The organism is Thalassospira sp. SN3W (genome assembly GCF_038070535.1).
GTDB lineage: Bacteria > Pseudomonadota > Alphaproteobacteria > Rhodospirillales > Thalassospiraceae > Thalassospira > Thalassospira xiamenensis.
The window spans coordinates 3,254,212-3,267,585 of the sequence record NZ_CP121124.1 but is presented as its reverse complement, the minus strand read 5'-3'; the positions used below and the strand labels follow the sequence as shown (position 1 = coordinate 3,267,585).

General features: G+C 55.2%; 12 protein-coding genes. 6 read left to right on the top strand and 6 right to left on the bottom strand.

The features are described from left to right. The first annotated feature begins 85 nt into the window (after nucleotides 1-85). The gene (cobD, locus tag P8T57_RS14805) at nucleotides 86-1,141 is read left to right on the top strand and encodes a threonine-phosphate decarboxylase CobD (RefSeq protein ID WP_341363550.1); all 1,056 of its coding nucleotides are present in this window, start codon (nucleotides 86-88) and stop codon (nucleotides 1,139-1,141) included. 12 nt (nucleotides 1,142-1,153) lie between these two features. On the opposite strand, the gene P8T57_RS14800 is transcribed toward cobD, so the two are convergent. Beyond that, on the bottom strand, nucleotides 1,154-2,746 hold the full coding sequence (locus P8T57_RS14800; protein ID WP_037992339.1) for a sigma-54 dependent transcriptional regulator: 1,593 nt from the start codon (nucleotides 2,744-2,746) through the stop codon (nucleotides 1,154-1,156). A gap of 169 nt (nucleotides 2,747-2,915) precedes the next feature. On the opposite strand from P8T57_RS14800, the gene P8T57_RS14795 reads away from it, so the two are divergent. Both P8T57_RS14795 and P8T57_RS14790 read left to right on the top strand, forming a co-directional pair. Then, nucleotides 2,916-3,221, top strand: coding sequence for an STAS domain-containing protein (locus tag P8T57_RS14795; protein WP_341363549.1), 306 nt, complete (start codon nucleotides 2,916-2,918; stop codon nucleotides 3,219-3,221). Between the two features lie 3 nt (nucleotides 3,222-3,224). Then, nucleotides 3,225-5,291: a SpoIIE family protein phosphatase gene (locus tag P8T57_RS14790; RefSeq protein WP_341363548.1), complete on the top strand. Its 2,067-nt coding sequence runs from the start codon at nucleotides 3,225-3,227 to the stop codon at nucleotides 5,289-5,291. 16 nt (nucleotides 5,292-5,307) lie between these two features. Here P8T57_RS14790 and P8T57_RS14785 read toward each other — a convergent pair whose 3' ends face one another. The 3 genes from P8T57_RS14785 to P8T57_RS14775 form a co-directional block, all read right to left on the bottom strand. Next, nucleotides 5,308-5,901, bottom strand: coding sequence for a hypothetical protein (locus P8T57_RS14785; RefSeq protein ID WP_341363547.1), 594 nt, complete (start codon nucleotides 5,899-5,901; stop codon nucleotides 5,308-5,310). Between the two features lie 291 nt (nucleotides 5,902-6,192). After that, nucleotides 6,193-8,193 (bottom strand): EAL domain-containing protein, encoded by a 2,001-nt coding sequence (locus tag P8T57_RS14780; RefSeq protein WP_114094960.1) that lies wholly within the window; start codon nucleotides 8,191-8,193, stop codon nucleotides 6,193-6,195. 227 nt (nucleotides 8,194-8,420) lie between these two features. Further along, nucleotides 8,421-9,125 carry a YafY family protein gene (locus P8T57_RS14775; protein WP_037992333.1) on the bottom strand — a complete coding sequence of 235 codons (705 nt, stop codon included), beginning with the start codon at nucleotides 9,123-9,125 and terminating at the stop codon, nucleotides 8,421-8,423. Nucleotides 9,126-9,250: 125 nt separating this feature from the next. On the opposite strand from P8T57_RS14775, the gene P8T57_RS14770 reads away from it, so the two are divergent. Continuing rightward, complete coding sequence (locus P8T57_RS14770; RefSeq protein ID WP_037992330.1) at nucleotides 9,251-9,688, top strand: VOC family protein; 438 nt, start codon at nucleotides 9,251-9,253, stop codon at nucleotides 9,686-9,688. A 69-nt stretch (nucleotides 9,689-9,757) separates the two neighbouring features. On the opposite strand, the gene P8T57_RS14765 is transcribed toward P8T57_RS14770, so the two are convergent. Beyond that, complete coding sequence (locus tag P8T57_RS14765; RefSeq protein ID WP_341363546.1) at nucleotides 9,758-10,381, bottom strand: alpha/beta family hydrolase; 624 nt, start codon at nucleotides 10,379-10,381, stop codon at nucleotides 9,758-9,760. 228 nt (nucleotides 10,382-10,609) lie between these two features. Between P8T57_RS14765 and P8T57_RS14760 the strand changes: the two genes are divergently transcribed. Then, complete coding sequence (locus P8T57_RS14760; RefSeq protein WP_341363545.1) at nucleotides 10,610-11,191, top strand: hydrolase; 582 nt, start codon at nucleotides 10,610-10,612, stop codon at nucleotides 11,189-11,191. A gap of 104 nt (nucleotides 11,192-11,295) precedes the next feature. Continuing rightward, complete coding sequence (locus P8T57_RS14755; protein WP_341363544.1) at nucleotides 11,296-12,354, top strand: AbrB family transcriptional regulator; 1,059 nt, start codon at nucleotides 11,296-11,298, stop codon at nucleotides 12,352-12,354. A 71-nt stretch (nucleotides 12,355-12,425) separates the two neighbouring features. Here the strand turns inward: P8T57_RS14755 and P8T57_RS14750 are convergent, their stop codons facing one another. Continuing rightward, nucleotides 12,426-13,346 carry a DMT family transporter gene (locus P8T57_RS14750; RefSeq protein WP_341363543.1) on the bottom strand — a complete coding sequence of 307 codons (921 nt, stop codon included), beginning with the start codon at nucleotides 13,344-13,346 and terminating at the stop codon, nucleotides 12,426-12,428. Between the last annotated feature and the right edge of the window lie 28 nt (nucleotides 13,347-13,374).

The window sequence follows — 13,374 nt, the reverse complement described above, 5'->3', positions numbered from 1 at the left end:
ACTTGCGCCCGACCCTGTCACGCGTTACGCAGATAGCATTAAGTTTTACCGCTCTGTATCCCCATTTCGGGCCAAAGGCACATTCATGATCCTGCAATCCCCATCCCATGGTGGCGCTATCGATGCGGCGGCCGAAAAATATGGCATTGCCGCACCGGACTGGCTTGATCTGTCGACGGGGATCAATGCAACCGCCTGGCCAATCGCCGCGATTGATGCCATCCATTGGCAACGATTGCCGCTGGCAAGTGAACTGGACGCCCTGAAACAGGCCGCAGCGGACTATTACGGCATTTCACATCCCAACCAGATTGCCTGTGCGCCGGGAACGCAGGCATTGATCCAGACCATTCCCTTCTGGTTTGCCGATCAGGACAGAACCGCAACCGTTCACATTATCGGTCCGACATATGCCGAACATGCACTGGGCTGGAAACGTGCCGGGTTCAGAACGGAAACCGTCACAACAACACCGGAAAACCGGGTATCGAACATGGCCGATATCCTGCAATCCCCTGGCGGCCGCGATGACATTGTCATTCTGGTTAATCCAAACAATCCCGATGGCGGCCTGATAGACCAGACCACACTGACAGAACTTGCCCAACTGGCAACAGAACATGGCAAATGGCTTCTGATTGACGAGGCCTTTATGGATTGCAGCCCGGAATACAGCATTTGCAGACAAAGCCATAAATTCGAACGCATGATTGTCCTGCGTTCATTTGGCAAGTTTTTCGGCCTTGCAGGATTACGTCTTGGATGTGCCGTCATGCCCCAGGAACTGGCCGCTGCTCTAACCGACCGGATCGGTCCATGGGCTATCGCGGGTCCGGCACTGACCATCGCGCGGGCGGCATTTGAAGATCTGGTATGGCAAACCGATATGCGCCATCAGTTGTCAATCGATGCAAACCGCCTTGATAATCTGATTGCCAGCCTGACCGATCTGGAACGGATCGGCGGCACCATACTGTTTCGGCTATATCACGGCAAGAATGCCGCAAAGCTTGCGCACCATCTGGGCACGCAGGGCATTCTGGTCCGGTTGTTTGATGATCATGCTGACCGTGTCCGGTTTGGTCTGCCGGGCACGGAAAAGGACTGGATCAGGCTGGAAAAGGCGTTGGCGGGCCTTTAAAAGCTGTTTTGTCTATTTCGCCCCGTTTTCTTCCCACGCCTGTTTCTTGCGATAAATCGTCGATGGACTGACGCCCAGGGCATCCGCTGCGCGTGGGATCGAGCCACCGCATCGCGCAATTGCTTCTTCAATCGCCTGCTTTTCCACCAGCCAAAGCGGCTTGATCCCGGCATAGCTGCTGTCTATCGGCAAACCGGTTGGCATCGGTGCCATGCCAAACCGGCCATTCGCGCCAATCATGGCAGGGGCCATATCCATATGCTTAGGTTCCACCCCGTCGCGCAGGTTGCGCGCACCGGCCAAAAAGGCCAACGCATCCGGGTCCCCTTCCCAAAATCGACCGGCATCCTCCAACCCGTTTGAGACGACCGGATGAGGCGGAGGTGCTTCGATGGATTCCGACCCAAAACGTTCGTCGTCCGTGCCGCTGTTAACCGGTCGGGGCACCATCGACATGGTGACTTCGGTGCCATTATTCAGAACGACAATGTTGCGGATGATGTTCTGAAGCTGACGAATGTTGCCCGGCCAGGCATAGCGCGCAAACAGGGCGGCAACATCGGGGCTGAAGCGTTGAAAATCGCGCCCTTCTTCTCGGGTAAAGCGTTGCAGATAGAAATTGGCGATCTGCAGGATATCGTCATCGCGATCACGTAAGGGCGGCATGTGAAGCGGAATCACATGAAGACGGTAATACAGATCTTCTCGGAAACGCCCGGCACGCACTTCTTCAAGCGGATCACGGTTTGTTGCACAAACAAACCTTACATCCACGCTTTCAATCGAACTGCCACCGACTTTCTGGAATGTACCAGTCTGAATGAACCTTAAAAGCTTGGTCTGCAGATCCAGATCCATCTCGCATATTTCATCCAGAAAAAGGGTCCCGCCATCGGCCCGGTGTGCGGCCCCTTCGCGGTCGATTACGGCACCGGTGAACGCGCCTTTGACGTGACCGAAAATCTCGCTTTCCATCAGGTCTTTGGGGATCGCACCACAGTTTAGCGGAATAAACGGCTCGTTAACCCGCTCGGACCGACGGTGAATGGCTTCTGCCGCAAGTTCCTTACCGGTCCCTGACTCACCAGTAATGAAAACCGTTGCCCGACTGGGGGCCGCATTTTCAATGATACGATAGATATCATGCATCGTGTCCGACGCGCCGATGATGTCAAAATACATCTCGTCGACGGTATCGACACCATCAGATTTTTGGACCGCATGACTGATCGCGGACCGGCCTTCCAAGGCATCACTGACCGTGATCCGAAGCTTGTCGGCGGTAAAAGGCTTCAGAAGAAAATCCCACGCCCCGTCTCGCATCGCCTCGACCGCGACATTGACCGAACCGTGGGCGGTAATCACAACCACCTTGCATTCCGGTGCGGCCTGATGGGCGGCGCGCAGAACATCACGCCCATCCATGTCCGGCAGGATAAGATCAAGAACCAGAACGTCAGGCGGATCATTTCGCAGTCTTTGAATAGCATCACGACCAGTGACGACATGCTCGACCTTGTGGCCATCCGCGCGCAAGTAGTCCTGATACACCCGCGCAAGCGACAGCGTGTCTTCGACAACGATAATGCGTGCCTGTTCTGGCATTTTGCCGTTCACGTCCCGATCTATTCATCTACCGGAACCATACCGATAGTGACATTACATGCACAACTGCTAACCTCTAGTCAGCTGATTCGTTATCTCATAGAAATCAGCTTTTGGTTAAAAAAGGCATAGTTTCAGTAACATTGCTCGCATCCGGGAGTATCACGGCTTGAATTACACCACCGAAAAATCCGGCGACACGATCAAGGTCGAACTGAATGGCCGATTTACATTTGGGGACCATTCCAGTTTTCGCAAACTGATCGAAGAAATCCGCAGTCAGGAAGCCGAAACACAAATCCTTGACCTTTCCGGGGTCGAGTTCATCGACTCAGCCGGGCTCGGCATGCTGCTGCTCGCCCGTGACGAAGGTGAGAAGTCGCGTGCAACGGTCATTCTCAAAGGCGCGGAGGGACAGGTAAAACGCATGCTCGAAGTTGCCCGCTTCGATACCCTGTTCAAGCTGGAAGACTGACACATGCCGACAACCGGCGAGGCCAACCCGCGCCCCCTTGTTGCGGTTGCCGAACCGCTTGACCAAGCCCGCGCGGCAAAGGTTCTGGATGGGCAGCATATTTTCGGTGATGGCGCAGGCGCAAATGCGGAACTTTTCTTTGGCCGAAGCCCCGAAGATTTTGAACACCGCAACCGATATCAATTATGCCTGATACCGTCCGAAACCGGTCGGGAATGGCTTGGCGCGCTGGTGCGCCTCAACTGCAATTATTTTGTCGAATGCTATGACGGGCTTGATCTGGGGGATCTTGGACCGTTGCGAACCGCTAAACGGGGCGCGAATTGGGACCTTCTGGTCTGCATGTCGACGCAAAGTGCCTATCAACTGCCAATGGCACGAAAATTCGTCACCGCCCTTCGCCACCGCGGCATCATTCACGATACCATCGCGCCGACGGTAGAAATGGCCGTTCAGGAAGCGTTTGCAAATTCGATGCTTCACGGCAATCTGGAAATGAATACGACAGGCCATCTGTCGATGGACCGCTTCAACGAATTGGGCGAGGAAACGGCGCGCCGCCTGGCATCCCCGATCCATGGTGGCCGCGCGATCATGCTGACGGCGAAAAAACGGCGCAACGGCAATGTCGAAATTTCGATCCATGATCAGGGCAGAGGTTTTGTCCCGCCCGATGAAACACCGCTTCCCAAATTACCCGGCGCTGAATCCACCTTTGGCCGTGGCCTGCCATTGATCCGAAGCCTTTGCCACGATGTCACCTTTGATCGTGGCGGGCGGACAATCCGGCTGACTTTTGCCCCCGATGCATCGGCAGCCCTGCCGCTTAATACCAATTTCGTCGCGGGTCTTGAGTCCGCCGAACGGGCCGCCGGGGAAGGAGACCTTCGCAACCCGCGTGATGCGATGATCCTGATTGCCGATGACACCATGATATCGCGTGAAATCATCGCGTCGTATTTGCGTTCGGACGGGTTTACCAATCTGGTTTTCGCCAAGGACGGCGAAGATGCACTGGCACAGGCGCAAAAGCATAATCCCGACCTGATCATCCTTGATATCATCATGCCCAAAATGGATGGTTACGAGGTATGCAAGGCCCTGCGTGCCGACCCGCTATTTGCCGAAACCCCGATCATTGCCCAGACCGCGCTTGAAGAAAACGAAGGCCGCACGCGGATTTTCGAGGACGGAGCGACCGACCTTATTTTAAAGCCGCTAAACAAGGCGGAAATGATCGCGCGTACGCGTATCCATCTTGAAAATCGTCTACTGGTCAAACAGTTGCAGGCCTATCAGGAACGTACGCAGTCCGAACTGGAAATGGCGCGTGACATGCAGGAAATGCTGATCCCCAAGGCGGAACAATATCGGGGGACCGGCCTTGAATATGGCATGACCATCAGTGCCAGCTTCCAGATGTCATCTGAACTTGGCGGTGACATGTGGGGACTGGCCCCGATTGATGACGACCGGCTGGGTGTTTACATCGTTGACTTTGCCGGTCACGGACTTGGTGCCGCACTCAATACATTCCGTCTTCATTCCCTGATCTGGTCGGATGACCAGCATGATGATGATCCGGGTGTCTATCTGGAATCTCTTAACCGCCACCTCAAGGGTCTGCTCCCGGTCGGGCAATACGCCACGATGCTATATGGTGTTATCAATCGAACCGCCGAAACATTCCGCTACGCCAGTGCGGCCTGCACCTCGCCAGTTCTGGGCAACATCAAAACCGGTGAAACCACGTTTCTTGATGGCTCTGGTGTGCCGCTTGGCGTTATCCGTGATGCCCGATATGAAACCCGCGAAATACCCTTCGGGATCGATAATTTCCTGCTGCTTTACAGCGATGCGTTGATCGAAACCGTGCTTGATGATGGGGCTTTTCTTGAAGGTGAACGGCTTTTGAAAATGGTTCAGGACATAATTTCCGAAACAGGCGGCATGACCGACCTGGCATCCCACCTTGCCGATCAATTCATGGATCGCGCACCGGTCAAGCTGCATGACGACTTCACCGTCGTATCATTACAGCCCAATGCCCTTACCCGGTCAGGAAAATAACATCAGGCACAATCAGCTAATTCAAAAACCACGGCTGGGGCGGTGAGAGTTCCCGTTCCGGCATATGATCCTGCAAATCCCAGATATGGGTGGTATCGGTCGCAACCTTTGACGCAGAAGATCTGCTTTCCTGAATGCGGCTTGTGATCACGGATCGTATCAATGCCGCAAGCCCCTTGCGTGCGCCCGCGTGATCCGGATCTCTCGACAGGACCGCACCCAATTGATCGAATGCCTTCATGCGGTCGCAGCAAGAGACAAGGTCGGCGGCCACCACGCGCAACTCGCGGGCATCGGGCCGCAGGCTGATTGCGATTTCCAGATGTTCAAGCGCGATGTCGCGTGATCCGTTCTGCAAATAGGTCCGGGTCAATCCCAGATGCGTTGCCGGATCAAGATCATCCAGCAACAAGGCCCGTCCAAACGCATCAAGTGCAAGACTGCCAAGCCCCATATCCAGCAGAACATGCCCCATTACCCGTAATCGGGCGGGTTGGTCAGGCAGCGTATCAATCAGATGACGAAGACGGGTGCGAATTTCAGGCACCAGATCAATGCCATCAATCTTGACAGCGGCTATCTGGGATGAAATGTGCGTCTGGCCTGACATCTGTCCGAAGCCCTGTTCCCGTCTAAGATGGCGAATCGTAACGACTCGCCTGAATCCTTGCAATAGCCAATAAAAACAACGAGTCGTTTCAATTGCTTAGATCGGCCGCAAAATCGGTATCCGGTGCTTTCCGGCGCGCGACGCGGGCATATGCCACTATCTGCCATGCCGGATGACCAGAAGAATACCCTGATTGGGTTGCGGGAAGATTAACCGGGAAACCGACATCAATAGGGCAAAGATGCAGCCGGTTTTGCCCTATTTGCGATCACCCGCTTCATGATGGAAACGTTATGATTTTGCGTCGACCTGTCGGACATCCGATGGGGTTTCTGTCCGATCCCGATCTGCCACATTGGGCAAGGCGTCCCAATCAATGCTGGCCGATGGCCGGGCAAAGAAATATCCCTGTGCGAGACGCCCGCCAAGACGCAGGACCTGGTCGCGCTGTTCGGGTGTCTCGATCCCTTCGATCACGCAATCGGTGCCCAGATTGTCGCACATGTCGATCACGGTTTTGACAATCCGCTGGCTGCGTTCGCTGGTAACAATCGGTTCGATAAAACTGCGATCAACCTTGAGGCAGTCAAATTCCAGTTCATGAACATAGCGCAGGCTGGAATATCCGATCCCGAAATCATCCAGCGCAACCTTTGCACCATGGCGACGCAGATAACGAATGCTGGCACGGGCCGACACAAAATCCCGCAGCAAAGCCGTTTCCGTCACTTCAAATGTCAAACGTCCCGAATCAATTCCAAAGAATTTGATCTGGTCAATCAGCCAGTGAGCCATGTCGGGCAGAACAATATCGCGGGCCGACAGGTTAAACGACAGCGGCACATCCTGAGGCCAGGTAATCATGGATTTCAGGGCCTTCTGAAACAGGACTGCCGACAAAGTTCCGACCTGTCCGGTTTTTTCGGCCACCGGGAAAAACATTTCCGGCGAAACCCGCCCCATTTTGTCATTGTCCCACCGCGCCAAAACCTCGACCGAATGCAGTTTGCCGCTGCGCAAATCAAAAACCGGCTGATAGTGGATCGACAATTCTCTTTCCAGATCAGCCTTGCGCAACGCCTGTTCAATCTGACTGTCATGACGGATCAGGGTTTCATGATGGGCGGCAAACAGAACCGGATGACCGGGCATGTTTTTCTTGGCGTAATAAAGCGCGAAATCGGCGCGCTCGAACAGGGCATTGGGTTCGCGTGCCACCGCCGGATAAGTCGCAAAACCAAGCGATGCGGAAAGCTGTACCGTACCCCCGCCAACTTCGAATGGATCGTTTAACGTTCCGCACAACTCCCGTCCGATGCGGATCAGTTCAGTCGCATCCGTGACACCGTCAAGGATCACACCGAATTCATCACCACCCAACCGCGCCAACAGGACATCCGGCCCCAGAATCTCGCGCAGGCGGGCGCTGGCTTTGACCAGCACATCATCACCAGCCGGATGGCCATGCACGTCATTGACCGGCTTGAACCCGTCCAGATCAATCATCGCAATCGCAAAACGCCCGCTGTCCTTTGCACGCGCCACCGCTTCGTCAAGATGGGAAAAGAATGCACGCCGGTTGGAAAGCCCGGTCAACGCATCAAGAAAGGCCAGTTCGCGGTTCTGGTTGGAAAGCTCGATGGTTTTAGCGTGCTGCCTTTCCAAATCGATTTGGGATTCCACCAGTCCGGAAAACGCCGCGTAATAGCTTCGGATGATCTGGACGATCATCAACGACACCATCGCCATATTGGCCGCAATCGCGACATAGACCTCGTTCCCGGTGGTCCCGAAATGCAGAATGAAAGATCCCAGAACGATGATGACGACCAAAAGGGCTGCTGGGGGAAAATGCAGAAGGCAAAAGATACAACCGACCACGGTGATCGATATGAAATAGGCGACATGCCCCTGCTGATAGGCGTCACCATAGCCAAACATCTTGATTGCCCATGCGGTGAAGACAACGCTGATCACGACGGCCAGAATGCGGATACGGCGCAAATGCAGCACCGCACTGGCAAAATCATTTGCCGTATCACGCAATCGCATCCACGCAAGTCCGCGGATCAGACACACAATCCCCAGAACGGCTGGAATATAAACCGTCATCCAGTCAGGTGCGGTTCCGTAATGCGTGAAAGCCAGCGCGACCGCATTGGCAAAAAGAAGGATGTATAGCAGCGGGATTTGACGGGAAAGGGCCTTGACCTGTGCGCGAACCAGTTCGGGTTGATCTTCCCGAACGCGGAACGTCCCGACAATGTTCCGGCACAAATCCTTTAACGCCACACCGATGCGCTTTCCCCGTGGTTTTCTTACTACAGGAAAACCTTATACGAAAATCCGCGGCAAATGCAGCCCTTTCAGTGCGACCTTAAACAATCGGATGATTTTGCCGCGATTTCCCTGAAAACTTTTATCCTTTGCTGCCGGGTTTCGACTTTTTGCGCCTGGCTTTGGCAGCCTTTGCCGATACCACACGATGCGCCGCGCCAAGGGCCATATGGACAAATTCGTTATCGTCCGATGCCATTCAGAATTTCCCCCTCGACGCCTTCGGAAATCAGGTAATCGCGCAATGTCCGCCCTGGTGTCGGGCGAAAATGATCGGTGGTGATCTGCATGTTCTTGATGCGATCTGCGCGAAAAACGCGGAAGGCCTGGCGCAGCTCGCACCAGCTTGCCAACAGCCAGATGGTGCCAAAAAACAGCATCCCCAACGGCCAGACCCGCCGGTTGGTGTCGTCCCCCTTGGCATCGGTATAATCGATATTGATCAGATGCCGTTCGCGAATGGCACGCCGCAAATCGGGCATCGAAATTGCAATCGGGGCCTGGGCGATTTCGGCAATCGCAATCGGCACCCCGCCAATAAGGCCCCGCATTTTTTCCGGCAAGACCGCCTCGATCTTGGTCAGGGCATCGCCCGCGGCACGTGCCATTTGCGGATCGGTCCAGCTTTGCACCATGCGGGCGGCAACCACCAGTGCCTCGATCTCGTCAGCGTCAAACATCAATGGCGGCAGGTCATATCCATCGCGCAGGATATATCCCACACCCGCCTCGCCTTCGACCGGAACACCGGACGCGGCAAGATCGCGAATATCGCGGTAAATCGTGCGTTCGGAAACTTCCAGTTCCTCGGCAAGTTCGCGCGCCCGGCAAAGTTTGCGACGGCGTAAAATCTGCACAAGACGGAAAAGTCGGTCGGCCCTTCTCATGTTCGCTCCTTTCTCAGCATGACCGAGAATTTATCATAACGCTCCTGACAGGCTCCTGTCAGGAGGCATGTGCAAACATGACAATTATCGGGAACAGGGTTTCAACATTCGTCAGGAGAAAACCAATGAAAGTCACCAGCGCCTTTCCGATTATCGTCACCGAAAAGCTGGCAGAAAGCCGGACTTTTTACGAAGAACTCGGCTTTGTCGCTGTCTTTGCCGGCGACTGGTACATTCACCTTGTCTGGCCCGACTGCATGGAAGTCCAGATCGGCCTGATGCAGCCAGACCACCCGACCCAGCCGCCCCTGTTTCAGGGTCGCACAATGGGCGAAGGCAGTATCTTTGGGATCAGCGTCGACAACGCCAAATCCGCCGCCGACGAACTTCGCGCCAAGGGTTTTGAATTCGCCCTTGAACTCCGCGATGAACCATGGGGCCAACGTCATTTCACTCTGCTTGACCCCAATGGAGTAAGGATCGATATCGCCAGTCAGGAAGCGGAAATGAGTGATGAATATGCCAAGGATTTCCTGATGCCGGTCGAAAGCATCCCGGCCTGATCCCTTCGCGTCACCACCAATCGATGTTTTTGCCACAAACATCAAAAGCGGGATGATGCAGTCATTGCATCATCCCGTTGTCTTGACAAAGTTATCAATCGCGGCGACCACACCGGCAATATTGCCTTCCTGTGTGTGGCCCGACTTCTTGCGTGGTTCAAAATCATGATTGCCGTCAGAAACCCAGTGCACCGCCACCGCATCCGAAAGACCATAACCCGCCACTTCGTCCGGGCTACCAAACGGATCGCGCGTTCCGTGGCAGATCAGGGTTGGTGTTTTCGTTTTCTGTAAATGCGCAGTCCGCAGGTTTTCGGGCTTTCCCGGCGGATGAAAGGGATAACCAAGGCAGACAACACCGCGCACGCCAAGATCATCTGCGGCCATACTGGCAATCCGTCCGCCCATTGATTTGCCACCGATCACAAGATTTTCAGGTGTGCCAAGCTGTTCCACAACCTGTTGATAAGTTTCAATCAGAACCGGGACCCTATCCGGCCCACGCTTTTTCCCGTCCACCCGGCGTTTCGCCATATAGGGAAATTCAAACCGCGCCACGCGATAACCACACCCGGCAAGTCCCAAGGCCATTTCATTCATGAACGGGCTGTCCATCGGTGCCCCCGCCCCATGCGCAAGCACAATGGTCTGTCTGGCATCATCAGGCCCGTCAAAGACAAAATCGATGGTCATGACAATCGGGTTTCCCTGTTCCTGTGGCGATCAAAAACATAAGCCATCGCGATTGATCGGGCCAAGTCCCAATCCCCTGCCTGCCCGCTGTTTCCCGGCTATTCATCCGAAGAACTCGCCATATCAGGATGTTTCGGTTTATCATGATCCTTCCCCAAAGCAGTGCGCCAGACTCAAACAGCGTCACCTTCCGCCCCGATCCGATAGCTTGCCCCAATCAGGTGCCCCATGCCCAAAGACCAAATCCTACTGGATCCGGCGCGTACCGCCCTTGTCATGATCGACCTGCAGAATGGCATTCTGGCCCAGTCTCTGCATCCGCGAAACGGTGATGTGGTGCTTGAAAATGCCCGCAATCTGATCGCCAAATTCCGTTCGGCCAACGCCCCCATCGTTCTGGTCCGCGTGTACTGGTCTTCTGATATGGCCGATGCCCCGCAACAAATGGTCGATCTGCCATCCATCCCGCCGAAATGCCCGCCCGAAGATTGGGCCACCATCGTTAATGGCTTGGAACAGCCGGGCGATATCGTCATTACCAAGCATCAATGGGGTGCGTTTTACGGCACCGATCTTGATTTGCAGCTTCGCCGTCGCAGGATTGACACCATTGTCCTTGGCGGTGTCGTCACCAATTTCGGCGTTGAGTCGACCGCACGTTGCGCCTGGGAACACGGCTATAACGTCGTGATTGCCGAAGATACCACCGCCACCAAATCAGCCGAAATGCACCAGTTTTCAATCACCGAAATCCTGCCACGTATTGCGCGCATCCGCCAATCAACCGAACTGACCTTTGCCGCCCAATAATCATCGCTGCCCCAAACAAAGGCTTCCCCGTGCCAGATACCTCGCCCCACGCGCCCCAGCCCCCAAAATCCGAACCGCCCTCAGATCGGCAAAAGCTCGGCAAAATGCCGCATCTCATGCAATGGGGATTGCTGATCGGTGTTTCGCTTGTCCTATCCGTGATCCTGCATGATGCCGATATCCCCGCCGCCCTTTTGCTCGGCCCGATGATTGTCGGTATTGCCATGGGTACCAATGGCGCCACCATTGCCATGCCAAAGCCGATCTATCTTGGCGCACAATCGGTGCTTGGCTGCATGGTTGGCGGGTCGATGACCGCCGGGATCATCACATCCTTCATGCATGACTGGCCGCTTGTTCTGGGCGTTACGGCACTGACATTGATCGCCAGCAGCTTTCTGGGTTGGGTTCTTTGCATCAAGCAGGTTCTGCCGGGGACGGCGGGTATCTGGGGATCATCACCGGGTGCCGCCTCTGCCATGGTCATCATGGCCGAGGCTTTTGGTGCTGACGCCAGGCTTGTGGCCTTCATGCAATATGTCCGGGTGGTGATTGTGGTTGCCGTGGCGTCAAGTGTTGCCAATTTCTGGGTCGACCCGGCACTTGCCGCGGCCAATCCGCATCAATGGTTTAGCCCGTTTGATATTGGCGATTTCGGCATCACATTGGCAATTGCCGTCATCCTCTGCATTGTCGGGGCAAAGTCACGTTTGCCATCGGGGCCGCTTCTGGTGCCGATGATCGTCGTGATGGTGCTAAGCATCACCGGTATGGTCGATATCGTCCTGCCAGAATGGTTTCTTGGTCTGACTTATGCCGTGATCGGCTGGATGATCGGATTGAAATTCACCCCTGCGGTTTTGCGCCACGCGGCCTATGCCCTGCCGAAAATCCTGATTTCGATTTTCGTTCTGATTGCGTTCTGTGCCGGGATTTCGGTTTTGCTGGTGATCTTCATGGATGTCGATCCGCTGACCGCTTATCTCGCGACCAGCCCCGGCGGCCTTGATTCGGTTGCCATCATCGCCGCCAGCACCAATGTCGATCTGTCCTTCATTCTGGTGTTACAGGCAACGCGCTTTTTCATGGTGCTGCTGTTTGGTCCGCCCCTGGCCCGCATGGTGGCAAAACGCACCGCACAATTCCCGGATCGGATTGTATAAAAGCGTTGCAGACACCTGCGAACGGGCAAAACCCGTTGGCGGTGTCTGCAAATCGACAAGCCCGCAACGGGTTAACGCAGAACCCTGCGAAAAACACCCGATGCGACCATCACCCCGAAAATTACCAATCCTACCGCAATCGCCAGCGCAAGATTGCCTTCCTCGCCAAGCAGGAACACACCACCCAACGCGGTCAATGCCGGTGTCATCGCGCCAAAAGCCGATGCACCGGTCGATCCGATGTGACGCACCGCAAGCCCATAAGTCACGACCGCAACGCATCCCGCCAGCAATCCCTGTGTCACAAGCAACAGCAACACATCATCCATCGGCGCATCGGGGATATGGCTTCCGGTAAACAGCGCCACCACCGCCATAATCACAAACGACCAGAAACCGACAAATGCCGCCGCTTCCAGCGCGCCAAGGCCGCTTTGGCGCATTGCATGGGTATAACACGCCCACATAAATGCCCCCGCCGATACAAGCCCATACCCATAAAGGATCGTGTCGCCGGTCGAATGACCGGGTTTAAGTACCGCCAGAAGGACGATACCGGTAATCACCGTGGCATAACCCGCCAACCGCAACCAGCCCGGACGTTCGCCAAACATTAAAACCGCGATCAGAACCGCCCAGACAGCCATCACGCCGGGCAACAATATACCGACGTGACTTGCCGGAACATATTGCAGGGCACTGGCGACCAGAAGCGTATAAAACGCCCCCGATCCCACCAGCATGATCAGGCCATTGGCAATCGAAAGCCCCTTGGGCCAGATACCGCGTTTAAGCCAGATCGGGGCCAGCAACACAAACGGCACGACAAAGCGCAAAAGCCCGATATCGACCGCGGTAAAATCCGATGTCATGGCATAACGCGTGACAATCAGCCACGCCGCCCAGATCAGAACCGTCGCCAGGGCCGATGTCACACCGACCAGACGGCTTTCCGTTGCCGACGAAACAGCAACAGCAGAAGTTCGAGACATATCAGCATTCCCGCTAAAGGGTTGATTT